Raw genomic sequence first — 24340 nt, 5'->3', positions numbered from 1 at the left:
ACCCGCTGCCACATTTGCGGCGGATGGCAAGGAGAGAAGTGTGAGGCGACTGCCCAAGATAATGTTTGCGACAGGCGCCACAATAATTGTTGTGGTAGCACTGTTGGTCAGTGGGCTACGCATGATGTTGCCTCTTATCAACGACTATCGCCCACAAATCGTGGCCAAGGTTCAGTCCATCAGCGGTATTCCACTGGAAGTGGGGTTCATGCAAGGGACATGGGAAACCTTTGGCCCGACGTTGGAATTGCGTGATATACGCGCTAAGTTGCCGAAAGCCGACTGGCAAGTGCAACGGGTGACTCTTGCGCTTGATGTATGGCAGTCATTATTGCATCGGCGTTGGCAATTCCGTGACATGACTTTCTATCAGTTGCAGCTGGATCTCAATACTACGCTGGATAGGCAGCAGAGCAATGATAACAGCTTTGAAGCCAGCACTATCACTGATATCTTCTTACGTCAGTTAGATCATTTTGATCTGCGTAACAGCCGTATTTCGTTCCTTACCCCCTCTGGCCCGCGCGCCGAATTAGAGATTCCACAACTCACCTGGCTTAACTCTTCAGCCCGGCATCGTGCTGAAGGGCAAATCAGCCTGTCGACCATTAACGGTCAGCATGGCGTGCTAATGGTGCGGATGGATCTGCATGATAATCAGGGGATTTTAAGCAACGGCACGGTTTATATGCAGGCCGATAATATTGATGTAAAACCCTGGATTAGCCGTTGGCTACACACCAATACCGGGCTGGAGAGTGCTGAGTTCAGTTTGGCAGCTTGGTTGAGCATCAAAAGTGGCGAAATCTACAGCGGCAATGCGTTGCTCAGTCAGGGGCAAGCCAATTGGATGGTGGAAGGGGAATCCCATCAGTTAGCAGTCGATAACTTGGTGCTGGCAGGTCGCCGTCAGGGTAACGGTTGGCAAATTGATGCGCCGGAATTGAGTCTGAAAACCGATGGGCAACCTTGGCCAAAAGGGCATTTATCTGCGCTGTGGTTACCAGAAAATACCCAATTTATTGGGCCAGACCAGCCGCAAGAGTTACGCATTCGTGCCACTAATATTCAGCTAGAGCGGATCGGGCCAATATTACCTACCTTGTCACTGTTGACCCCCGAGCTGATGAATCACTTAGCTGATTTGCAGCCTCAAGGGATCGTCGATGCTTTGGCTTTGGATATTCCTATCAGCCAACCGCAAAAGACCCGTTTTCAGGCGAAATGGCACGATATCAGTTGGCAGCATTGGGATAGGGTGCCGGGGGTGAATAATTTTGCCGGTGCGCTCAGTGGCTCTGCTGAGCTTGGGCGGCTGGATATCAATCTGAAAAACAGCACATTACCTTATGGCGATATGTTCCGTGCGCCGCTAGAGGTCAGTCAGGCTAGTGGCACAGTGAATTGGCAAATTGATGATAACGGCTGGGAACTGTGGAGTGATCAGCTGGATGTCAGGGCTAAGTCATTGTGGGCCAACGGCAGTTTCCGGTATATGCAACCAGACACAGGGCAGCCGTGGCTTAAGATTTTAAGTGGTATTCGCTTGTATGATGCGGCTGATGCCTGGCGCTACTTCCCGGTGCCCTTAATGGGCGGGAAGCTGGCCGATTATTTGACTGAGGCATTGCACGGCGGGCAGGTCGATAACGCCACGCTGATTTACAACGGCAATCCTCACGATTTCCCCTATAAACATAAAGAGGGCCAGTTCCAGGTTTATGTTCCGCTGCGTAACGCGACCTTCCAGTTCCAGCCAGATTGGCCCGCGTTAGATAATTTAGCCATCGACCTCGATTTTCTCAATGAAGGCCTGTGGATGAATGCGCCTCATGCCATGCTGGGTAAAGTTACCGGCAGCAATATCAGCGCGATCATTCCGGATTATCTGAAAGAAAAACTCTATGTTGATGCTGAAGTCGCAGGTGAAGGGCGTGACGTCCATGACTACTTTACCAAAACACCACTCAATGATTCGGTAGCGGAAACACTGGAAGAGTTACAGGTGGGAGGTAATGTTAGTGGGCGCTTACATCTGGATATCCCATTGGAAGAAAACCGCATTACTCATGCCAGCGGTGAAGTCACGCTGAAAAATAACAGCCTGTTGGTGAAGCCGTTGCAAAGCCAACTGGAGAATATCAGCGGCAAATTCCGTTTCAATGACGGCAATCTTGCAAGTGATACTTTATCTGCCAACTGGTTTGGGCAGCCGTTAACCGTTGATTTTACGACCGAAGAGCAGCCAAAGAACTTCTTGGTGAATGTCGGGCTGCATGGCGATTGGTTACCCGCCAAGTTGCCGGGTGTACCGAGCGATGTGGCGAAACTACTGAGCGGCAGCGCCAACTGGCAAGGTAAAGTTGCAGTGCAATTGCCTAAAAATGGTAAGCCGGATTACAAAATTGATGTGACTGCTGATCTTAAGAAAGTGAGCAGTCACTTACCGTCACCACTCGATAAATCAAGTGGTCAGTCGTTGCCGCTACAGGTACAAGCTGTCGGTGGGCTGGAGAGTTTTACCTTGTCGGGCAGTGCGGGCAGTAACAATGCTTTTAATAGCCAATGGTTGATGCAAAAACAGCAAGTGGAGTTGGCGCGCGCTATCTGGCAGACCGGCACTATTTTGAAAACAGACAGTAAAAAAGCGCCGCCATTGCCAGATGATAAAGGTTTGGTGCTCAAATTGCCTAACCTGGACGGCGAGCGCTGGCTGGCTTTGTTGGGGGAGGAATTAGCGGCGGTCAGTACGCCTTTTACCGCATCAGATCAACCTGCAATCAAGGGCGGCCAGTCCAATGTTATTCTTCCTAAGCGACTGATATTGCAGACACCGCAGCTATTGGTGGGCGGCCAGGCTTGGCATAATCTGACCTTGCAGGTCGATCCGTTGCCTTCCGGAACGAAAGTCACGGCACAAGGTCAGGAAGTGGATGGTAGTCTGCTTATGTCGGGAAGTGGGCCGTGGCATGCTGATTTTGATTACCTTTATTACAATCCGCAGTGGGCGGGGAGTGAAAAGAAAGATCCTCTGGCGCAAGCGGCATTGCAGGAGCCACAAAGCCCCAGTAATATCCGCTTCCATGACTGGCCAGCCCTGCAATTGCGCTGCAAGGATTGTTGGATCCTCGGACAGAGTGTCGGGCGAGTTAATGCAGATTTGACCCCGAAAGGTAACACTTTGGTACTGACTAATGGGCTAATCGAAGCGGGTAACGGGCGAGCGAAAGTTAGCGGGCAATGGCAACAAGACAGTTCAGGTGATAAAACGACGCTCAATGTGGCGCTAAGTGGGCCAAAAATCGATGAAACTATCTCGTTCTTTGGCCTGACGACGCCGATAAAAAATGCCTCGTTTGATATCAATGCTGACGTCAGTTGGCGCGGAGTTCCGTGGCAACCGCAGATTAATACCCTCAATGGCACATTAAAGAATCGATTGGGCAGAGGCCAACTGACGGATCTCGGCGGCGGTCGCGCGGGGCAGTTATTGCGGCTGGTCAGTTTTGACGCACTATTACGTAAACTTCAGCTCGATTTTAGTGATACGTTTAGTCGTGACTTTGCGTTTGATTCTATTCGCGGCACCGCCAATATCAAAGATGGCGTGATGCATACCAATGACTTAGTGGTTGATGGGTTGGCGGCTGATATTGCCATGAGTGGGAATGTCGATTTGGCGAAACGTAAAATAGCGATGGAAGCGGTCATCACGCCGGATATTTCTGCTACTGTCGGTGTCGCCACTGCTTTTGCGATTAACCCAGTGGTCGGGGCGGCTGTATTTGCGGCCTCGAAGATTTTAGGGCCGCTATGGAGTAAGGTTTCGCTGATTCGCTATCAGATTACTGGCAGCTTGGATCAACCGACCATCCATGAAGTATTACGCCAACTAAAGGAGAGTAAGACTCCATGAAAAATGCCAATGTTGCATTATTACAGTTATGCAGCGGTGAAAATACCCGTGACAATCTGGCTCAAATTGAGCAACAGATCAAACAGTTAAACCCTGGTATTCGACTGGTTATGACGCCGGAAAATGCATTGCTATTTGCCGATGCCAAATCTTATCGGCAACATGCTGAGCAACATAATGACGGGCCATTGCAGCAAGAAGTCCGCGAGATGGCGCGTAAGTATGGTGTCTGGATTCAAGTGGGATCGATGCCGATGATAAGCCGCGAGTCACCGGATCTTATCACCACCAGTAGCTTATTGTTTGATTCTCAAGGCGAGCTTAAAGCCCGTTACGATAAAATTCATATGTTTGATGTGGATATCAACGATGTGCATGGCCGCTATCGTGAGTCAGATACCTATCAGCCGGGCCAGCAACTGACGGTGGTGGATACGCCGGTAGGTCGTCTTGGCATGACGGTTTGCTATGATTTGCGTTTCCCTGGCTTGTTCCAGGCCTTGCGGGCGCAGGGAGCCGAGATTATTTCAGTCCCGGCGGCCTTTACTAAAATGACCGGTGAAGCGCACTGGGAGATTTTGTTACGCGCACGGGCAATTGAAAACCAGTGTGTGATACTGGCCGCAGCACAAGTGGGGCGTCATGGCGCGACTCGTCGTACCTGGGGCCACACCATGGCGGTCGATGCCTGGGGTAAAATCATTGGGCAGAATCCAGATGCGGTTTCAGCCTTAAAAGTCAAAATCGAAACCACCGGTTTGAAAACTATTCGCAACCAGATGCCGGTATTACAGCACAATCGCTTTGTATCATCGCTGGTACCGCGATTATCTGATTCAAAACAATCATCTAAATAAAGAGTGAAAACTATGAGCCTCTCGTTTGTCAGTGAGCAGTTACTCGCTGCTAACAAGCTGAACCATCAGGACTTGTTCTCAGTATTGGGGCAGTTGGCTGAACGCCGCCTCGATTATGCTGACCTGTATTTCCAGTCCAGCTACCACGAGGCCTGGGTGTTGGAAGACAGCATCATTAAAGATGGCTCTTACAATATTGATCAGGGTGTAGGTGTGCGCGCGGTCAGCGGTGAAAAGACCGGTTTTGCCTATGCAGACCAAATTACCCTGAATGCCTTACAGCAAAGCGCCCATGCCGCACGCAGCATTGTGCGCGATACTGGCAATGGCAACGTGCATACCTTGGGCGAGATTCGCCATCAAGCACTGTATCCGCTGCTTGATCCGCTGCAAAGTCTGTCGCGTGAAGACAAAATTGCTTTATTGCATCGCGTAGATAAAGTCGCGCGTGCTGCTGATAAGCGGGTGCAGGAAGTGAGCGCCAGTTTAACCGGCGTATATGAGCAAATCCTGGTCGCCGCTACTGACGGCACGTTGGCGGCAGATGTACGCCCACTGGTGCGCCTGTCAGTTAGCGTATTGGTGGAAGATAACGGCAAACGCGAACGCGGTGCCAGCGGTGGTGGTGGTCGTTTCGGCTATGACTACTTCCTGGAAACCGTTGATGGTGAAGTGCGTGCCGATAACTTTGCCAATGAAGCGGTACGGATGGCGCTGGTGAATCTGTCCGCAATCGCCGCACCTGCTGGTGCCATGCCGGTGGTGCTGGGCGCAGGTTGGCCGGGCGTGTTGTTGCACGAAGCGGTCGGTCATGGCTTGGAAGGTGATTTCAACCGTCGTGGCAGCTCAGTATTCAGCGGGCAAATGGGTAAGCTGGTGGCTTCAGAGCTGTGTACCGTGGTGGATGATGGCACCATGCAAGGCCGTCGCGGCTCATTAGCTATCGACGATGAAGGGGTACCGGGTCAATATAACGTGCTGATTGAAAACGGTATTCTGAAAGGCTACATGCAGGATAAGCTGAATGCGCGCCTGATGGGAGTTGCACCGACCGGTAACGGCCGCCGTGAATCCTATGCTCATTTGCCGATGCCGCGTATGACCAATACCTATATGTTGGCGGGCAAATCAACACCGGAAGAGATTATCGCCAGTGTGGAATATGGCCTGTATGCTCCTAACTTTGGTGGCGGGCAGGTGGATATCACCTCCGGCAAGTTTGTATTCTCAACCTCCGAAGCCTATTTAATCGAAAAAGGTAAAATTACCAGCGCGGTGAAAGGGGCTACTTTGATTGGTTCGGGTATTGAGGCGATGCAACAGATTTCGATGGTCGGCAATGACCTGGCGCTGGATAAAGGCGTTGGCGTTTGCGGCAAAGAGGGGCAAAGCTTGCCGGTTGGCGTCGGTCAACCGACCCTGAAGTTGGATAATCTGACAGTAGGTGGCACGGCTTAAGCGTTGTCGGTATTTAGAGTGCTCAGTTTAGTCTTAAATTGGGCACCTAATATTTATCGATAACCCTGATACACCTCTGCAACGCGTTTAAAGTATTCGGTTAAATAATCAATGCAGACCTGAACTTTAAGCGGCATTTTATCTTTCTCGGTATATAGCGCATATACCGGTCGTGGGTCAGAATGGTATTTTTTGAATAATACTTCCACTTCACCGCGTTTTATTTCCTCAATAACCCACATTAATGGCGCATAGGCGATGCCTGCACCTGCTTTAAGCCAGCGGATCATGGTTTGCGAATCATTGGTGACAAAGCGCCCCTGTGGCGATATCTGAGTGGTAATACCCTCAGGTGCGATTAATTCAAAATTGCTATCTGGCCGTACACTGTATTCCAGCCAGGAGAAGTTAGTCATATCACTGGGTTTTTCCGGAGTGCCATGTTGCGCTAAATAACTTTTGGCCGCGCAGACTACCATTGGCATAGAACCGAGGCGGCGCGAGAATAGCCCTGAATCTTGCAAAGCTCCGACACGAATTACCACATCTAAACCATCAGCAATCAGATCCGGCGCAGGAATACCGGTCACCAAATTGACGGAAAGCCCTGGATATTCTTTCAGCATCTCAGCCGTCATGGTCGCCAGCACATTTTGTGCCATAGTTGAAGAGCAACCGATTCGCAGTGTTCCGGTCGGGGTATTGTTAAACGCATACAACTGCTCATGCACTTCCTGCACTTCCTGCAACATGCGCCGACAGCCCTGATAATAAATCCGGCCAGCTTCCGTCAAACCAATACGCCGGGTGCTGCGGTTAAGTAACTTAACATTTAACTCAGTTTCCAGTTTTGACACTGTTTGGCTTATCGACGACACACTCATTGCCAACTGTCGTGCCGCGCCGGTAAAGGATCCGCACTCGACGACTTTGGCAAAGACTGACATTCGTTTTAATCTTTCCATGGTTCACTCTGTGTTGATTGTTAACTCTGGCTTAAAAGTGATTTAGATCACACATTGTAGATAAGTTGATAATAAGCAGGCTAATATACTGTTGTCGGGAGATAAGTCCGAAGTTTGAAAGCCGCGTAGTCGAAGTGTTACCTCGCCTCGTCCAGGTTGCAGTCATACTGAACAATCAAGTTTAACCTATAAGTCAGTCTTATGGCTGGTGCTTTTGGTCGTGGTCGCGGTGGTTGGATGTGTTGCAACTGAGCATCAGATTATTCACCCGGGCGTATTCACCGACACCCTATAATAGAAAGGATTTAAAGAATGAGTTTGCTTCCGGTGATGGTTATTTTCGGTCTCTCTTTTCCTCCGATATTTCTTGAACTGATCCTCTCGCTGGCACTTTTTTTCGTCCTGCGCCGTGTGTTGCAGCCCACGGGTATTTATGAGTTTGTCTGGCATCCGGCGCTGTTTAATACCGCGCTGTATGGTTGTCTTTTTTATTTAATATCTCGTCTTTTTTCCTGAGGTCGCCGTGAGTACTTTTTCATTAAAAATAATCCGCATCGGCATCACCTTGTTGGTGGTTTTACTGGCGGTTATCGCCATTTTCAAAGTCTGGGCCTTTTACACTGAGTCGCCGTGGACCCGTGATGCAAAATTTACCGCCGATGTGGTGGCGATTGCCCCTGACGTCAGCGGCCTGATTACTGATGTACCGGTGAAAGACAACCAACTGGTGCAGAAAGGCCAGGTCCTGTTTGTGATTGACCAACCGCGCTATCAACAAGCGTTGGCTGAGGCCGAAGCTGATGTGGCCTATTATCAGACGCTAGCCGCTGAGAAACAGCGGGAATCCGGCCGACGCCAACGTCTGGGGATTCAGGCAATGTCGCAAGAAGAGATCGACCAGTCTAACAACGTATTACAAACCGTGCGTCATCAATTGGCGAAAGCTGTCGCGGTGCGCGATTTAGCCAAACTTGATCTGGAGCGCACCACCGTGCGCGCTCCCGCCGAAGGGTGGGTGACAAACCTGAATGTTCACGCCGGAGAGTTTATTAACCGTGGTGCAACGGCGGTGGCCTTGGTGAAAAAAGATACGTTCTATATTTTAGCCTATCTGGAAGAGACCAAGCTGGAAGGGGTTAAGCCAGGGCATCGGGCGGAAATTACGCCGCTGGGTAGCAACCGCATTCTGCATGGCACTGTTGATAGTATCTCTGCGGGGGTCACCAATAGCAGCAGCAGTGCGGATAGCAAAGGGCTGGCGACCATTGATAATAATCTGGAATGGGTGCGGCTGGCGCAGCGTGTGCCAGTGAAGATCCGGTTGGATAGCGAAGATCAGCAGCATTCGTATCCGGCAGGTACTACCGCGACAGTGGTTATTACTGGCTCAACGGATCGCGACCCTAATCAGGCATCACCTATTGTGAAATTAATGCATCGTCTGCGCGAGTTTGGCTAACATGACCAGCCCGACTTTTATCCGCCTGCGCTTTGCTTTTAAGCTCAGTTTTGCCATTGTGGCGGCACTGTTTCTGGGCTTTCATCTGCAATTGGAAACACCGCGCTGGTCGGTATTGACGGCGGCAATTGTGGCCGCTGGCCCGGCTTTTGCCGCCGGTGGCGAACCGTTTTCTGGTGCAATCCGTCATCGTGGCTGGCTGCGTATCATCGGGACATTCATCGGCTGTATTGGCGGACTGATTATAATTGTTCTGACCATCAGAGCGCCGGTTTTGACCTTGATGCTGTGCTGTTTGTGGGCGGGGGTGTGTACCTGGATCTCCTCACTGGTGCGCGTCGAAAACTCCTATGCCTTTGGTTTAGCAGGCTATACCGCGCTTATCATCATTGTGACAACCGGTGAAACCCCGCTATTAACCCCTCAGTTTGCTGTTGAGCGCTGTAGTGAGATTGTGCTGGGGATCGTCTGTGCGGTAATGGCTGATCTGCTGTTTTCGCCGCGATCAATCAAGCAGGATATCGATCGGCTGGTGGATAAGGTGTTGGTGGATCAATATCGACTGCTACAACTGTGTATTCGCCCGGCGGAAAAAACCGATATTGATCGTGCCTGGAATGATTTAGTCAAAAATACCACTGCACTCAATGGGATGCGCAGCTATCTGATGATGGAGTCTTCTCGTTGGCAGCGCTGTAATCGCCGTTTACAGGTCTTACATACCGAGTCATTAACACTCATCACCCAGGCGTGTGAAACCTATCTGGTGCTCGCCAATCACCCCGATATCTTAACCGCTGAACTGAAAGCCATGTTGAGCGAACCGGCACAAACACCGGCTGAAATTCATCAACGAATGAAAAAACTGCGCCAATTTATCGGTGCCAGCCACAGTGATGCTATTCCCGCGACCATCAGCAGTTGGGTTGGGGCGGCAACCCGCTATTTATTACTGGCAAAAGGGATTCATACCAACAGCAGCATTAGCGGGGTTGAGGAAGATATTTTAACCGGCGTGGTGCCGGTGAAACATGTCTCAGCCGAAGGTCATCACGCGATGATTAATGGCCTGCGTACCGGTATTGCAACAGCAATTGGTGGCCTGTTCTGGCTCTGGACTGGCTGGACATCCGGTGCGGGTTGTATGGTGATGATTGCGGTGGTGACGTCGCTGGCGATGCGAACCCCTAATCCTCGCATGGTGGCGATAGACTTCCTGCTGGGAGTGATAATGGCGCTGCCCATCGGGGCGCTGTACTTTATGTTTATCATCCCCGCTACGCAGCAGAGTATGCTGCTGCTGTGTATCAGCCTGGGGTTGTTGGCATTTATTATTGGTATCGAAGTGCAAAAACGGCGCCTGGGATCACTCGGGACGCTAGCCAGCACCATCAATATTATGGTGTTGAGCAACCCGATGGAATTTAATGTCAGCCTGTTTCTCGACAGCGCATTGGGCCAAATTGTCGGCTGTTTTGTTTCCCTGATTGTGTTGCTGTTGATCCGCGATAACGCCAAGGACCGAACCGGCAGAACCTTGTTAAATCGCTTTGTTTACAGTGCAGTATCCGCGCTGACCACCAACAAAGCGCGCCGCAATGAAAATCATCTGCCCGCGCTATATCAACAACTGAATCAGCTTTTGATGATGTTCCCTGGTGATATCGATAAGTATCGCCTGGCTTTATCCTTGATTATCGCCCATCAGCGGCTCAACAAAACGGAAGTTCCGGTGAATGCTGAATTGAGTGCTTTTCATAAGCAAATTCGTTACACCGCGGATAGAGTCATTAATGCGAAGAACTCCCAGAAGCGCCGTTATTACTTCGCCAGATTATTGCAGGAACTTGATCAATATCAGCAGAAGTTAGTTGATTATCAATCACCTGAGTCGGTTACCCGCCCGGTAAAACGACTGGCAGATATGCTGCACAGATATCAGAGTGCGCTTATTTAGCAAATACTCGAAAGGCGCTAAGCTGTTCCCATCACTTTTTCAACGGCTATACTGAATCTGGAACCATCCTTCCTCGCCCTCCATTGATGGGGGGCATCATTTCCCGCCGGAGGTCGACAAGATGTCAGCACATAATCCATCACATAATCCATCACATAATCCATCAGACACCCCATCACGCAATCCATTACAACCCCAGCGACACAGTGACGGTGTTTATCATATCGGCTACTTCGTTGGCGGCACCTGGCATCAGGCGCAGGATACTTTCGAGGTTCGCAATCCTGCCACCGGTGAATTGGTGGCAAAAGTGGCTAAATCCGGTAAACATGAAACCGAGGCCGCGATTAAAGCCGCCAGTAAAGCTTTTCCTGCCTGGCGCAAAACTCCTGCTAAACAGCGAGCAGAGATTCTACAGCGCTGGTATTTGTTGATAATGGAACATCAACAGTCATTGGCCGAGATAATGGTTTCTGAGCAAGGTAAACCATTGAAAGAAGCATTAGGCGAGGTTGCTTATGCCGCCAGCTTTATTCAATGGTTTAGTGAGCAGGCTAAGCGTGCCAATGGCGAAATCATTCCTCCAGCCAAAGAAGGTGCCCGCATTCTGGCGACCCGTGAACCGGTCGGTGTGGTTGCGGCTATCACGCCGTGGAACTTCCCACTGGCGATGCTCACCCGCAAACTCGGGCCAGCACTGGCGGCAGGTTGTACCGGGCTGATTAAACCGGCCAATAACACACCGTTATCCGCTTTTGCTTTACTGGCATTGGCTGAACAGGCGGGGGTACCAGCAGGAGTGCTCAATGGTGTTGCCGGTGATACCCATGCTATCAGCGATGCCATCATGGCCAGCCCTGAAGTACGCAAAATCTCCTTTACCGGTTCGACCGAAGTGGGCAAGACCTTGATGCGCAATGCTGCCGCTACCATGAAGAAAATCTCCATGGAGCTGGGCGGGAATGCACCCTATATCGTATTTGATGATGCCGATTTAGATGCTGCCATCGCGGGAGCCATGGCTTGTAAATTCCGCAATGCCGGGCAGGTGTGTGTTTGTGTCAATCGTTTCTATATTCAGGATAGCGTTTACGACGAGTTTGTTACCCGCCTGGCCGCTGAAGTTAAAAAACTGAAAGTCGGCAATGGCATGGATAAAGATGTCAACATGGGGCCGCTGATTAACCTGGCCGGTCTGGAGAAAGTGGAAGACCACGTAAAAGATGCGCTTGAGAAAGGTGGGCGATTATTGGCCGGTGGCAGTCGCCACGCCTTGGGCGGTAATTTCTTCCAACCGACTGTTATTGCTGATGCCACCGAACAAATGAAAGTGGCTTCTGAAGAGACATTTGGTCCACTGGCTGCGTGTTTCCGCTTCAAAACGGAAGAAGAAGCCATTCAGCGGGCGAATAATACTCCATTTGGATTGGCAGCTTATTTCTATACTCAGAACTTACAACGGGTATTCCGGGTTTCAGATGCGCTGGAAAGCGGTATGATTGGTGTGAACGAAAGCTCGGTGTCAACTGAGCTGGCACCTTTCGGTGGCGTTAAAGAATCAGGCCTTGGCCGCGAAGGTTCAGTGCTGGGGTTGGATGAATTTATGGAAGTGAAAACCCTGCATTTGGGCAATTTATAATTCAGATTAAAGTTATGGCAGGCCGTGGATGATCGCGATGAGTAGTCAAACCATGATTGGAAGCCCGAAGGTTAAGGAGAACCATGAATAAACGACTTATGGCCATTCTGGCGGCGCTATTGCTGCTAGTGGTGGTGGCGTTCCAGGGCGTTGATAATGTCACTGCCCGTGATATTGGTCAGTCGCCGGATCTTGAACGCCCGCAGTTATCGGCTCCTGCCTCTATTGAGCAACTGACTCAGCACCAGCAGGTCGTCAAATACTTGCAAGCCCATCAGCGCCTGCCGGATTATTACATCACCAAACAACAGGCGCGTGAAAAGGGCTGGAACCCCAAAGAGGGGAATTTGTGCAAGGTGTTACCGGGAAAAGCGATTGGTGGTGATCGTTTTTCTAACCGTGAACGCCAACTGCCTGAAGCCAAAGGCCGCAACTGGCGTGAAGCTGATGTGAATTATCGCTGTGGGCATCGTGGTACTGATCGCTTGCTTTACTCCAATGACGGCCTGATTTATCTCACTCAGGATCACTACAAGCATTTCATTCGGATGGAGTGAAAAGATGGTAAAAGTGGTATTCGATTTTGACCATATACCTGATCTTCCTGCTTTTTACCGCGCATTTTCCGAAAAATTTGCGCTGAGCGAAAGTTTTGGTGCCAATCTGGATGCGCTGTGGGATGTGGTAACAGGCGAGATAGCTTTACCGGTAGAGATTGAATTTATTCATTTCAATCACCGCCGGAAACGCCGTTTTGGGGCAATAGTTTTATTGTTCGAAGAGGCGGAAGAGGAGTTGGCGGGCAGCTTACGTTTCAATATTACCTAAATGAGACGCTTATTGAGTCGGGAGCCGGATTAGTCCGACCCCGCCCGATAACTACGCCTGATTGAATAGGCTCGTTTGCCGCCCGATGATTACTGCTTCTCAGCCAATTCACGCAGATACTGGAAGATCTGACGATATGATTTCGGCGGTTTATTCGCCGCTTTCTCTTTCTGGGCATTACGCACCAGGCTACGCAGTTGCTGGCGATCAGCTTCTGGATACAATTCCAACACGGTTGGAATGACATCATCGCCTTCTGCCACCAAACGATCGCGCAGTATTTCCAATTTATGGAACAGCGAGACTTGCTGATTATGACGATTTTTCAGCTTATCCAGCGCGGTTTGAATCGGCTCAACATCGCGGGCGCGCAGCATTTTACCAATTAACTGAATTTGGCGGCGGCGGCCTTCTTTCTTGATTTTCTGTGCCAATTCAACAGCAGCCAGCAGATCCTCATCTAACGGGATCTTCTCAAGTGCATTTTTACCCAGCTCAACCAGCTCGGTACCGAGATCTTTCAGCGCTTCGGCATCACGTTTAATTTCACTTTTACTGACCCAGATAATTTCATCGTCATCGTCGTTTTTATCTTCTGGGACTTCATCTAGCCAGTCTTCGGGCTGTTTGTTCATGGTCAAATTCCTTAAAAAGAGGCTAATCGTAGCAGGTTGTTGGCTTTCTGCGAAATTGTACAAAGATCTCTGATAGACTCAGAACCATGGCGTTCTCTATTTTATCCGTGTAAGTCGTTTCATGACGACACTTTCCTGAACGATTATCTCATTAATTATGGCAGACTGATGAAAGTAGTCACTCAAGTTGCAGAACAGCGTAAAACGCTGGAACAAGCTGTTGCACAAGCTTTGGAATTGGCCCGCGCGGGTTCTGATGCGGCCGAAGTTGCCGTCAGTAAAACCACCGGAATCAGCGTTAGCACCCGCTTTGGTGAAGTGGAAAACGTGGAGTTCAACAGCGACGGTGCGCTGGGAATTACCGTTTATCACCAGCAGCGTAAAGGCAGCGCTTCCACCACCGATTTAAACCCAGATGCGGTCGCTCGTACAGTGCAGGCGGCGTTGGATATCGCCCGTTATACCTCCCCTGATCCTTACGCTGGCCCGGCTGAAAAATCGCTGCTGGCCTTTGACGCGCCGGATTTGGATTTGTTCCACCCGAGTGATTTAGATGCAGAGCAAGGTATCTTGCTGGCCGCTCGGGCAGAACAAGCGGCATTGCAGGCTGACAAGCGGATTACCAATACCGAAGGTGGCAGTTTTAACAGCCATTACGGCATTAAGGTATTCGGCAATAGCCACGGTATGTTGCAGAGCTACTGCTCCAGCCGCCACTCACTCTCCAGCAGTGTGATTGCCGAGCATAACGGGGATATGGAACGAGACTACGCCTATACCATTGGCCGTCGAATGGAAGATCTGGCCAGCCCGGAATGGGTGGGTGAAGAGTGCGCTCGCCGTACTCTATCCCGCTTATCGCCGCGTAAGTTGCCCACCATGCAGTCGCCGGTGCTGTTCGCCGCAGAAGTGGCAACTGGCCTGTTTGGGCATTTGGTGTCGGCTATCAGCGGCGGCAATATCTATCGTAAATCCACTTTCTTACTCGACCATCTCGGCAAGCAGATTTTGCCTGAGTGGCTGACGATTGAAGAGCATCCACATTTACTGCGTGGTTTGGCTTCGACGCCGTTTGACAGTGAAGGTGTGCGGACGCTGCAACGTGAAATCGTCAAGGACGGTGTGCTGCAAACCTATCTGCTGACCAGCTATTCTGCCCGTAAATTGGGGCTGCAAAGCACCGGGCACGCAGGTGGTATCCACAACTGGCGTGTTGCTGGTCAGGGGCAGGACTTCGCGGGAATGCTTAAGCAATTGGATAAAGGTTTGGTGGTAACTGAATTAATGGGCCAGGGTGTCAGCACCGTGACCGGTGATTACTCACGTGGTGCGGCCGGTTTCTGGGTCGAAAACGGTGAAATTCAGTATCCGGTCAGCGAGATAACTATCGCTGGCAACCTGAAAGACATGCTACGTAACATCGTCAGCATCGGCAGTGACATCGAAACGCGCAGTAACATTCAATGTGGCTCTATTTTATTACCTGCCATGAAGATTGCGGGCGAATAATAAATTGTCTCTGTGAATCTAAGGCTGGCATCTGTTGCCAGCTTTTTTTTGGTTTAAATCCAATCCAGTTCCATTTCTCAACTGATGACAAAAATTATTGTCACTTTCCGCTCTCATTGCCTATGTTAAGTAGGAGCAATGTAACTATTAAATTAACAATAATTATAAGGAGCGCAAATGGGCAAGACAATCATGGCATTAATCGCGGCGGCGTTACTCAGTGCCAGTAGCCTGGCTATGGCAGCGAGTGTGGCTGATAACATGGACACCATTGCTGAGAATTACGGCAAAGTGCTGAAAGCTGATTCTACTGATGTCATCAAGAAAGGCTTACAGGCGATGCGAGCGGCAGCACTTGATGCGCAGAAAGGGATTCCTACCAAATTGAAAAATAAAGCCGAGGATAGCCCCGAGGTGAAAGATTTCCGTCACGGTTTGGACTTATTGATTGGGAAGATTGATGGTGCACTGGCATTGGCCGATCAAGGCAAGCTAGATGAAGCTAAAAAGGCGGCACAAGACTTTAAATCGACGCGCGATACTTATCACAAAAAGTACCGCTGATCGGGAAAGAGGGTAATGGTTTCAGGTCGTTACCCTCATAACATCAATTAGCGGTGATATTCACCGGCCGCTTCCGGCTGATACAGCAATTCCAGCACCGTAATGCGGGCTTCATCCCCACCCGGCAGTTTCCAACTAATTTCGTCATTAACATGCAATCCCAACAATGCTGCACCTAAAGGCGCCATGACGGAGAGTTGCTCGTTGCTGTCTTTTAGCGACGCTGGGTAAACCAGGGTGCGAATATGTTCTTCCTGGCTATTCAGGTCGCGAAAACGCACGCGACTGTTCATGGTCACTACATCAGCCGGGATAGCATTCGGCGGCAGAATTTCTGCACGATCCAGTTCTTCATTGAGCGCTGTTGCGACCACTGAACCGGCAAAGGCCGGTTGCGCCAGTAACGCATCCAAACGTTCAGCATCCAGCTCGTTAATCGTGATGGTTGGCTTGGTCATACCACTCTCCAATTTCAATTTCAGCAAAACATAAAAACAACACCCCCACGCCATAGGAGAGGGGGTGTTAGAAAATAGCTTAATATTAGTCTGATATTAGGCCCTTCCGGTCAGAAAAGAAAGAGATCCGGATCACGAACTTTTTTCCACTACCCGCTTTCGCTGTGCATTTATATAAAAGTTATTTTGTTGTTAATGATTAAGTTAGCTATCTAACATCGCTATTTGCGAAAGTGATCCCTTCACTCCATTACATTTCCACTTTGAACTGGAAAAAATGCCGCTACACAGCTATTCCGCTTGCAGGTAGGGTGATGTTATCGCGCAGAGGCAAGGTCGAATAAATAACTGAGCTTATCTTTGCAGTCATCGGGTTGTAGCAGCAAGGAATAGAGGATTGCTAGCGTGAATGATGTAGCCGCATTGAATGCAGCCGAAGACCCTGGAATGAAAGAGGCCATTATCATCACTGAGCGGGTATTAGCTGAAATTACCGCGATGTTAAATGCCGAAAATATTTTTACCAATGCAGTTCAACAGCAAATGTTGACATCACACATTCGGGCTATGGTGTTGCGCTCAATAACAGGCGAGCCGTTACCAGAAGTGGATAAATCATTATTTGATGAGATTTCAGCACATTCGATGCAAATGGCACAGCAGGTGGTTGATAAATTTCCTAACTTACCTATTGAAGAAGCTTATTTATTGTCGGTGCATTTTGAAGTAGCGAAAGATAATAACCCATAAATACTGATCTGGAGAAGAAACTATGAGTCAAATTACCGTTGTGATTGGCGACCGCTTAGGAAAAGGCCAGAAAGTCGGACAAGGCGTTGAATTGGCTGGTGGCCGCGTGGTGGTTATTCCCGGTGTGGCCGCAGATATGAAACTGGGTGATGTGATGAATAGCGAAAAAGCAGATTTCGGTATTTCATTCTGTGGTAGTGGTGGCGCGGGTGCTATTACAGCACAAAATAAATATGGTTACAAAGCAAAATACGGCATGCGTTCAGTGGAAGAAGGTGTGACGGCAATAAACGAAGGCTGCAAGGTATTAGGTTTCGGATTTATGGATAAAGAAGAATTAGGACAAAAGCTAGTGGAAGCCTATATCAAGAAATATGGTCAAGCGTAATGAAAGAGCAATATACCACTCAGGTGCAAGTAAAAGGCAAAGGCGATACTAAAGGTAAAGCCTTCGCCAATGCACTCGGTAATGTCCAAAATACAGTGTTGAAGTCGACACAAAATATTTTGCTGCGGATTGAACCACAAGACGTAAAAGTATTAAAAGCAGAATTATCAGTCAAAAATGAAAAGTTTTTATTCTTTTTCCTGCCACGGGAAAGAAAAACTTACAGCGTCGAATTAGATATTACCCTGAGTGTGACAATTATTAATACAGATAAGGTCGTCTTCATATCTAAATGAAAAGGATATACTGATGTTTCTAATCATTCTTTTTAAGTCGATTATTATCGGCGGACTGGTTGGTGTGGGGGTTGGTGTTGGAGCCGCCCGCATGTTCCATGCACCAACCATACAGGGAATGGGGGCGTTTCGTACTTTGGGCGAGTTAAACTCGTGTGAGGGTGATCCGGCTTCGCATTTCTCTTTTGGATTAGGATTCTTCTTCAACGCCTGGGCCTCTTCAGTGGCAGCAGGTGCTTTTACTCAAGACGTTGACCACCGCATTATTCCTAACTGGGGGGCCGCAGCATTGATGATTAAAAATCGCAATGTGGCGGAAACCATGCATAACCCGAAAAAGATGGCGATTGCCTGCGGAATTATCGGGGTTATTGTGGTCAGTTTCTTAAATACCACAGCATCAGCAGTTCCTGCGGCATTGCAAGTCACGGCAATTAAAGTGCTGGTACCGGCGGCAAATATTCTGGTTAACACTGTGATGCCGGTTATTTTCTGGTTAGCTGCAATTGATGCAGGGCGTCGCTCTGGTTTCTGGGCCACTATTTTTGGTGGTTTGGCGCAGTTAATTATGGGTAACGCAGTACCGGGCCTGGTTTTGGGTATTTTAATTGGGAAAGGTGTTGAAGAAAGTGGCTGGAATAAAGTCACTAAAATCATGATGACAGTGATTGTTCTGTTATTCGTTCTCAGTGGTTTCTTCCGCGGATTCGATCTGAAATTCCTGGAATCATTCAGTCTGAGTGCACCAGTATGGCTCGATACTATTCATAACGCATTAAGCGGAAAATAACACAGCGAGAGGAGCTTGATGATGGATGAACAAACCAAGAATAATTTCTGGTATGCCGACTGGTCATTTCCGATCTTTGTAGGATTATTATCCTCCGGCGTATTTGCGGGTACCCATATGTATTATTTATATGGGATCGGCGCATTTAACGAAGTTGCTTTTGTTTCAATGCTACGTGCAGGTATGGATACCGGTGTTTATGGTGCAGTTGCAGCGTTTGGTGCCAGCTTCTTATTCGCCCGAATTATTGAAGGTTCACTGGTCGGTATTTTAGATATCGGCGGTGCCATTCAAACTGGTGTTGGTTTGGGTGTGCCAGCATTATTGCTGGGGGCCGGATTTGTCTTCCCGGTTGCTAATTTCGCCGCTTCTCTAGTTACTGGCCTGATTATTGGTTTAGCTATCGGTTATCTGATTATTTTGGCGCGTAAATTCACTATTAACCAAAGTAATTCAACCTACGGTGCTGATGTCATGATGGGGGCAGGTAATTCATCTGGCCGTTTCTTGGGGCCATTGATTATTTTGTCTGCTATTACGGCGTCAATTCCAATTGGGATTGGTTCTTTAGCTGGTGCATTACTGTTTTATCTCTGGAACAAACCTATTACCGGTGGCGCTATTCTGGGGGCTATGATTTTAGGTTCTATTTTCCCAGTCGCCATTTCCTAATCCACGGAGTAAATATTCAAATAACTGGATATTTACTCCGCTGCGACGTCAAGTAAGAAGGGGAACATAATGTATGACTTTATTATTACCGGAGCACTATTAGTTGACGGTCGCCAGGTTGATATTGCCATTAATGACGGAAAAATAGTCGCGGTCAGTGTGGCTATTGCTGAAAATCAGACACAATCTCAGATTTATTCCGCTAAAAAAGTGTTGGATTTGGCGGGGAAATATTACCTCAGCGCAGGTTGGATTGATTCCCATGTCCACTGTTACCCCGCATCACCTATTTATCATGATGAGGCTGATTTAGTCGGGGTTGCCAGTGGCGTCACCACGGTGGTGGATGCGGGTAGCACCGGTGCCAATGATGTGGACGATTTTTACCGCTTAACCCGTGCAGCTAAAACCCATGTTTATGCTTTTCTGAATATTGCGAAAACCGGCATCGTGACACAAAACGAATTAGCCGATATGGCGCAGATTGATAAGCAAAGTGTGACCGAGGCGATAGCCCGCAATCCCGGTTTTATTATTGGCATTAAAGCGCGCATGAGCAGCAGTGTGGTCGGTAAAAACGGCATCAAACCTTTGCTGCGCGCTAAAGAAATTCAGCAAGAAAACAATCAGTTGCCGCTGATGGTGCATATTGGTAATAACCCACCGGATCTGGATGAAATTGCCGACTTATTAACACGGGGCGACATCATAACCCACTGCTATAACGGCAAACCGAACCGAATTTTAACGCCTGCTGGCGCATTACGTGAATCTATCCAGAGGGCGCTGAAACGCGGCGTATTGTTAGATGTGGGTCACGGCAGCGCCAGTTTTAGCTTTGATGTGGCTGAGCTTGCTATCAAGCAAGGTATTTATCCGCACACTATCAGTTCTGACATTTATTGCCGCAATCGCCTGAACGGGCCAGTCCATAGCCTGGCGACCGTGATGTCCAAATTTTTCACCCTCGGTCTGAGCCTTGAGCAAGTTATTCGCTGTGTGACAGAAAATGCCGCGCATGCCCTCCGTCTGACCGATAAAGGGGTGGTGGATACAGGCTATGATGCTGATTTCACTATTTTTGAGCTGAAACAGCAACCTCAAGTGTTCAATGATTCAGAAGGGAAATCGGTAACTGGCGACAAGTATCTGGTGCCACTGGCTGCGGTCGTCGCTGGTGACTTAGTATTAACTGATGAAGGGAAGTCAAAAGATGTCTTCAGTCTATGAAAAATACCAGTTAAAGCATGTCATTAATGCTTCTGGCCGCATGACGATGCTGGGTGTTTCGACGCCACGACAGGATGTGGTCGAAGCCGTAGAGTTGGGCCTGAATCATTACTTTGTCATGAAAGATTTAGTGAATCAAACCGGCGCTTATATTGCGAAGTTATTGAATGTAGAAAGCGCCGTGGTGGTGTCTTGTGCCTCGGCTGGGATTGCTCAGTCGGTCGCGGCCGTGATTGTCAAAGACAACGCCAATTTACTGGTGAATCTGCACGCCGCACCACGCACGGTACCCCATGAAATTGTTTTACCCAAGGGCCACAATGTTAACTTTGGTGCGCCAGTCGATACCATGGTGACATTGGGCGGCGGCAAAGTGGTGGAAGCGGGCTATGCTAATGAGTGTTTACCAGAACAGTTGGAAGCTGCGATCACACCGAATACTGCGGCGATCTTGTATATAAAATCCCATCATTGTGTGCAAAAAAGTATTCTGTCGGTTGAACAGGCGGTGGTGATTGCACGCAAGCATCAACTGCCATTGATTGTTGATGCGGCTGCGGAAGAAGATTTGCAGTGCTACTACCAAATGGGCGCTGATTTGGTGATTTACAGCGGAGCCAAAGCGATTGAAGGCCCAACCAGTGGCTTGGTCTTGGGCAAAAAAAACTATGTAGATTGGGTGAAATTGCAATCAAACGGCATCGGGCGAGCAATGAAAGTGGGTAAAGAAGGCATCCTTGGCTTGACCCGCGCGATTGAAAGTTACATCACGCTGGAGAAAGAAACCGGCCAGCAGATGATAGAGAAAATGACACCGTTTATCAGTCAGTTGAATACTATCGATGGTGTTTCAGCCAAAGTGGTTTGGGATGCGGCGGGGCGCGATATTGCCCGCACGGAAATCAGTTTTGATGAAGCGAAAATTGGCCGTTCGACACCCGATTTGGTTGATGCGCTAAAAAATGGCGATATTGCTATTTACTTCCGTGCTTACAAAGCCAACGAAGGCAAGATTGAGGTAGATGTGCGCAGTGTCACGCCAGCGCAGCTTGAGACTATTTACACCTGTATTAACCGGCTGGTTAAAGGAGCTTAACCAATGAAACTGACCCCCAATTATTACCGTGACCGGGTGTGCTTGAATGTGTTGGCCGGTTCTAAAGACAATGCGCGCGCGATTTATCAGGCTGCTGAAGGCTATGTGCTGGTGGGCGTGTTATCGAAGAATTATCCGGATGTCGACAGTGCCGTCAAAGACATGCGTGAGTACGCAGCCCTTATCGACAATGCTTTGTCGGTGGGGCTAGGTGCGGGTGACCCCAGGCAGTCGGTGATGGTGAGTCAGATTTCGCAACAGGTACAGCCGCAGCATGTGAATCAGGTGTTTACTGGCGTCGGTGCCAGCCGTGCCTTGCTGGGCCAGCACGATACTGTGGTCAACGGCCTGATATCACCGACCGGTAAAGTCGGTTATGTGAAGATTTCAACCGGCCCGCTCAGTTCACAGCAAAAAGACGCGATTGTAACGGTCACCACCGCCATTGCGATGTTGAAAGATATGGGCGGCAGCTCGGTAAAATTCTTCCCGATGAATGGGTTGGATTCTATCGATGAATACCGTTTTGTTGCCGAGGCATGCGCTGCAACCGGTTTCTGGCTGGAGCCAACCGGCGGCATTGGTCTGGATAATTTCGAACAAATTGTGCAAATCGCGCTGGATGCGGGTGTGACGAAAGTTATCCCGCATATCTATAGCTCGATTATTGATAGCAAGACCGGCAATACCCGCCCGGAAGATGTGAAAGCATTATTGGATATCGTGAAAAAGATAGTGCAATAACCTGGTGATTTATTGGTATAAAGTTTGATACGAGGTACGCGCCCCCTGCGGTCATACTGTCAGGGGGATGCCTAATATTCTGAGCAACGGAGTGGAGCAGTGAGATTTCCCTATCAACGTCTGGCCTATATGTTCGATGCGCTGCAATCGGAAACGCTACCTCAGGAGGAGTTGGCGAAACGTTTTGCGGTCTCGACACGTACTGTACGGGCTGATATTACGGCGTTGAATGAGATCCTGGAGCATTATGGCGCGCACTTTGTGCATAACCGTGGCTTCGGTTACCGGTTGATGGTGGAAGATGCCGACCGCTTCCGTAGCCTACAGCAGCAAAATCGCAAGATGCACCTGACGCCGCGCACCGCCAATGAGCGGGTGCATTATCTGTTAATCCGTTTTTTGACTTCTGCCTTTTCATTGAAGCTGGAAGATTTAGCCGATGAATGGTTTGTCAGCCGCGGCACATTGCAAAATGATATGGCTGAGGTGAGAGAAAGGTTAAACCGCTATCATTTGACCATCGAAACCAAGCCTCGATATGGCATGAAGTTGTTTGGCACTGAGTTGGCTATCCGTACCTGCCTGACAGATTTACTGTTCCAGTTACAACTGCAAGATGCCGATAACCCGTTATTAAAGAATGAGTTTTTAAGTATCCAAACCATTCCGGATCTGACGCGGCTGCTGCATGAATTACTCGCACAATATGCCGTACGGTTAACCGATGAAGGCGAGCAATACCTGATTTTCTACTGTGCGGTGGCAATAAAACGTATCACCGACGGTTATCCCTTATCTGATTTTGATGCCGAAGATGTGGATGAGGCAGTTAAGTTGGCCTCGGGCCGTTTGGCTACGGAGCTTAAGTTGCTGTCAGGGAAGGATATTTCAGCCGCAGAAGAAGCTTATTTACGCGTGAATATTGCCGCCCGCCGGGTGCAGGCCAGTCAGCTAAATACCAGCCGTCCGAGTGAAATCAATGCCGATGACGAAGAGACGCTGGTGGACTACATCCTCTCGTACATTAATGCTCACTATAACTACAATTTGCAGGGCGATAAGCAGCTACGGGTTGATTTACTCACCCATATCAAGACCATGATAACCCGGGTGAAGTATCAGATTACGATCCCTAACCCATTGTTATCCAATATTAAACAGCATTACCCGATGGCCTATGACGTCACATTGGCGGCGGTTTCCAGTTGGGGAAAATATACGCCTTACAGCTTAAGTGAAAATGAAATTGGCTATCTGGTGTTGCACATAGGGGTGGGTTTGGAGCGCCATTACAACATTGGTTATCAGCGCCATCCGCAGGTGATGCTGGTGTGTGATACCGGTAATTCCACTACCCGAATGATTCAGGCGCAGATCTCGCGTAAGTATCCGCAAATTGTGATGACTCAAACCATTTCCCTGCGTGATTACGAAAATCTTGACCATATCGACGAAGATTTCATTATTTCGAATTCGCGACTCACGGAAAAGAACAAGCCGGTAGTCGTGATGTCCCCCTTCCCGACGGAATATCAGTTAGAGCAACTGGGTAAGTTGGTCTTGGTTGATCGTACCCGGCCTTACATGTTGGAAAAGTTCTTTGATAGTCATCACTTTATGATTATCGACCAGCCGATGACGCAGGAACAGTTGTTTAAAAAAGTCTGTAGTCAGTTGGAAGAAGAAGGGTTTGTGGATGCGGATTTCTACCCGTCAGTGGTGGAGCGAGAAGCGATTGTCTCTACCATGCTGGGTGAAGGGATAGCATTGCCACATTCACTGGGCCTATTAGCCAAGAAAACAGTCGTGGTCACTTTGTTGGCACCTAATGGCATTGCCTGGGGGGATGGCGAAGTGGCTCATGTCATTTTCCTGTTAGCTATCAGCAAAAGCGATTATGAGGAAGCAATGGCGATTTATGATTTGTTCGTGACCTTTGTGCGCGAGCGCTCGATGAGCCGTTTATTGAGCAGCCAGAATTTTGCTAGTTTTAAGGCTATTGCGATTGATTGTTTGAGTCGAATTTAAATCGTATTTTATTTTTATCCGATTAAGTGAATGATCGACTCGGTGGTGTTATACGGTGATGAGTTCGGTTGTTAATACTTCACCGATCCCATATCAACCGA

At 49.0% G+C, this 24340-nt stretch carries 23 protein-coding genes; 20 read left to right on the top strand and 3 right to left on the bottom strand.

Going from position 1 to position 24340, the window contains the following annotated elements; all coding sequences use genetic code 11:
- Positions 1 to 40 precede the first annotated feature (40 nt).
- From yhdP to tldD, 3 genes are read left to right on the top strand one after another with little or no spacing between them, the layout of a single operon-like run.
- On the top strand, positions 41 to 3916 hold the full coding sequence (yhdP, locus tag HU019_RS02070) for an AsmA2 domain-containing protein YhdP (protein WP_174849161.1): 3876 nt from the start codon (positions 41 to 43) through the stop codon (positions 3914 to 3916).
- On the top strand, positions 3913 to 4773 hold the full coding sequence (gene nit1 / locus HU019_RS02065; protein ID WP_174849160.1) for a deaminated glutathione amidase: 861 nt from the start codon (positions 3913 to 3915) through the stop codon (positions 4771 to 4773). The genes yhdP and nit1 overlap by 4 nt, the downstream gene beginning before the upstream one ends.
- 12 nt (positions 4774 to 4785) lie before the next feature.
- Entirely contained in the window at positions 4786 to 6231 is a 1446-nt protein-coding gene (gene tldD, locus HU019_RS02060; protein ID WP_174849159.1) for a metalloprotease TldD, read from the top strand.
- 53 nt (positions 6232 to 6284) lie between these two features.
- Here tldD and aaeR read toward each other — a convergent pair whose 3' ends face one another.
- Positions 6285 to 7196 (bottom strand): HTH-type transcriptional activator AaeR, encoded by a 912-nt coding sequence (aaeR, locus tag HU019_RS02055; protein ID WP_019080077.1) that lies wholly within the window; start codon positions 7194 to 7196, stop codon positions 6285 to 6287.
- Positions 7197 to 7508: 312 nt separating this feature from the next.
- Here aaeR and aaeX point away from each other — a divergent pair, with 312 nt between their 5' ends.
- The 6 genes from aaeX to HU019_RS02025 all read left to right on the top strand — a co-directional run bounded on the left by aaeX (position 7509) and on the right by HU019_RS02025 (position 13079).
- Positions 7509 to 7712: a p-hydroxybenzoic acid efflux pump operon protein AaeX gene (gene aaeX / locus HU019_RS02050; RefSeq protein WP_005174323.1), complete on the top strand. Its 204-nt coding sequence runs from the start codon at positions 7509 to 7511 to the stop codon at positions 7710 to 7712.
- A gap of 7 nt (positions 7713 to 7719) precedes the next feature.
- A complete protein-coding gene (gene aaeA, locus HU019_RS02045; protein WP_174849158.1) occupies positions 7720 to 8655 on the top strand; it encodes a p-hydroxybenzoic acid efflux pump subunit AaeA in 936 nt (311 codons plus the stop codon).
- Between the two features lies 1 nt (position 8656).
- Positions 8657 to 10612 carry a p-hydroxybenzoic acid efflux pump subunit AaeB gene (gene aaeB, locus HU019_RS02040; protein ID WP_174849157.1) on the top strand — a complete coding sequence of 652 codons (1956 nt, stop codon included), beginning with the start codon at positions 8657 to 8659 and terminating at the stop codon, positions 10610 to 10612.
- A 121-nt stretch (positions 10613 to 10733) separates the two neighbouring features.
- Positions 10734 to 12251: an NAD-dependent succinate-semialdehyde dehydrogenase gene (locus HU019_RS02035; protein WP_174849156.1), complete on the top strand. Its 1518-nt coding sequence runs from the start codon at positions 10734 to 10736 to the stop codon at positions 12249 to 12251.
- 83 nt (positions 12252 to 12334) lie between these two features.
- Entirely contained in the window at positions 12335 to 12808 is a 474-nt protein-coding gene (locus HU019_RS02030) for a ribonuclease (RefSeq protein ID WP_174849155.1), read from the top strand.
- Between the two features lie 4 nt (positions 12809 to 12812).
- A complete protein-coding gene (locus HU019_RS02025) occupies positions 12813 to 13079 on the top strand; it encodes a barstar family protein (protein WP_004392366.1) in 267 nt (88 codons plus the stop codon).
- An 89-nt stretch (positions 13080 to 13168) separates the two neighbouring features.
- Here HU019_RS02025 and yjgA read toward each other — a convergent pair whose 3' ends face one another.
- Positions 13169 to 13714 carry a ribosome biogenesis factor YjgA gene (yjgA, locus tag HU019_RS02020; protein WP_174849154.1) on the bottom strand — a complete coding sequence of 182 codons (546 nt, stop codon included), beginning with the start codon at positions 13712 to 13714 and terminating at the stop codon, positions 13169 to 13171.
- Positions 13715 to 13882: 168 nt separating this feature from the next.
- Between yjgA and pmbA the strand changes: the two genes are divergently transcribed.
- Together pmbA and cybC are read left to right on the top strand one after the other, a co-directional pair.
- A complete protein-coding gene (gene pmbA, locus HU019_RS02015) occupies positions 13883 to 15223 on the top strand; it encodes a metalloprotease PmbA (protein ID WP_020282726.1) in 1341 nt (446 codons plus the stop codon).
- A gap of 177 nt (positions 15224 to 15400) precedes the next feature.
- Positions 15401 to 15787: a cytochrome b562 gene (gene cybC / locus HU019_RS02010; RefSeq protein WP_174849153.1), complete on the top strand. Its 387-nt coding sequence runs from the start codon at positions 15401 to 15403 to the stop codon at positions 15785 to 15787.
- Positions 15788 to 15834: 47 nt separating this feature from the next.
- Here the strand turns inward: cybC and rnk are convergent, their stop codons facing one another.
- Positions 15835 to 16245 carry a nucleoside diphosphate kinase regulator gene (gene rnk / locus HU019_RS02005; protein WP_005174306.1) on the bottom strand — a complete coding sequence of 137 codons (411 nt, stop codon included), beginning with the start codon at positions 16243 to 16245 and terminating at the stop codon, positions 15835 to 15837.
- Between the two features lie 405 nt (positions 16246 to 16650).
- On the opposite strand from rnk, the gene HU019_RS02000 reads away from it, so the two are divergent.
- From HU019_RS02000 to HU019_RS01960, 9 genes are all read left to right on the top strand, one after another.
- Entirely contained in the window at positions 16651 to 16995 is a 345-nt protein-coding gene (locus tag HU019_RS02000; protein WP_005174305.1) for a glycine dehydrogenase, read from the top strand.
- Positions 16996 to 17017: 22 nt separating this feature from the next.
- Positions 17018 to 17383, top strand: coding sequence for a glycine-rich SFCGS family protein (locus HU019_RS01995; RefSeq protein WP_174849152.1), 366 nt, complete (start codon positions 17018 to 17020; stop codon positions 17381 to 17383).
- Positions 17383 to 17679, top strand: a complete 297-nt coding sequence (locus HU019_RS01990; RefSeq protein ID WP_174849151.1) for a DUF4312 family protein — start codon at positions 17383 to 17385, stop codon at positions 17677 to 17679. Before HU019_RS01995 ends, HU019_RS01990 begins: the two co-directional genes overlap by 1 nt.
- Positions 17680 to 17692: 13 nt before the next feature.
- A complete protein-coding gene (locus HU019_RS01985) occupies positions 17693 to 18469 on the top strand; it encodes a DUF4311 domain-containing protein (RefSeq protein ID WP_004392358.1) in 777 nt (258 codons plus the stop codon).
- A gap of 21 nt (positions 18470 to 18490) precedes the next feature.
- A complete protein-coding gene (locus HU019_RS01980) occupies positions 18491 to 19141 on the top strand; it encodes a DUF4310 family protein (RefSeq protein WP_025376851.1) in 651 nt (216 codons plus the stop codon).
- 69 nt (positions 19142 to 19210) lie between these two features.
- The gene (locus HU019_RS01975; RefSeq protein ID WP_174849150.1) at positions 19211 to 20371 is read left to right on the top strand and encodes an amidohydrolase/deacetylase family metallohydrolase; all 1161 of its coding nucleotides are present in this window, start codon (positions 19211 to 19213) and stop codon (positions 20369 to 20371) included.
- Entirely contained in the window at positions 20355 to 21467 is a 1113-nt protein-coding gene (locus HU019_RS01970) for a DgaE family pyridoxal phosphate-dependent ammonia lyase (protein ID WP_174849149.1), read from the top strand. Before HU019_RS01975 ends, HU019_RS01970 begins: the two co-directional genes overlap by 17 nt.
- A 3-nt stretch (positions 21468 to 21470) precedes the next feature.
- Positions 21471 to 22211 (top strand): 2-dehydro-3-deoxy-phosphogluconate aldolase, encoded by a 741-nt coding sequence (dagF, locus tag HU019_RS01965; RefSeq protein WP_174849148.1) that lies wholly within the window; start codon positions 21471 to 21473, stop codon positions 22209 to 22211.
- A gap of 99 nt (positions 22212 to 22310) precedes the next feature.
- Positions 22311 to 24239, top strand: coding sequence for a BglG family transcription antiterminator (locus HU019_RS01960; protein ID WP_174849147.1), 1929 nt, complete (start codon positions 22311 to 22313; stop codon positions 24237 to 24239).
- Positions 24240 to 24340: the final 101 nt, after the last annotated feature.

Source organism: Yersinia artesiana, from assembly GCF_902726545.1.
Taxonomy (GTDB): Bacteria; Pseudomonadota; Gammaproteobacteria; order Enterobacterales; family Enterobacteriaceae; genus Yersinia; species Yersinia artesiana.
This window is presented reverse-complemented; position numbering and strand designations above follow the sequence as displayed.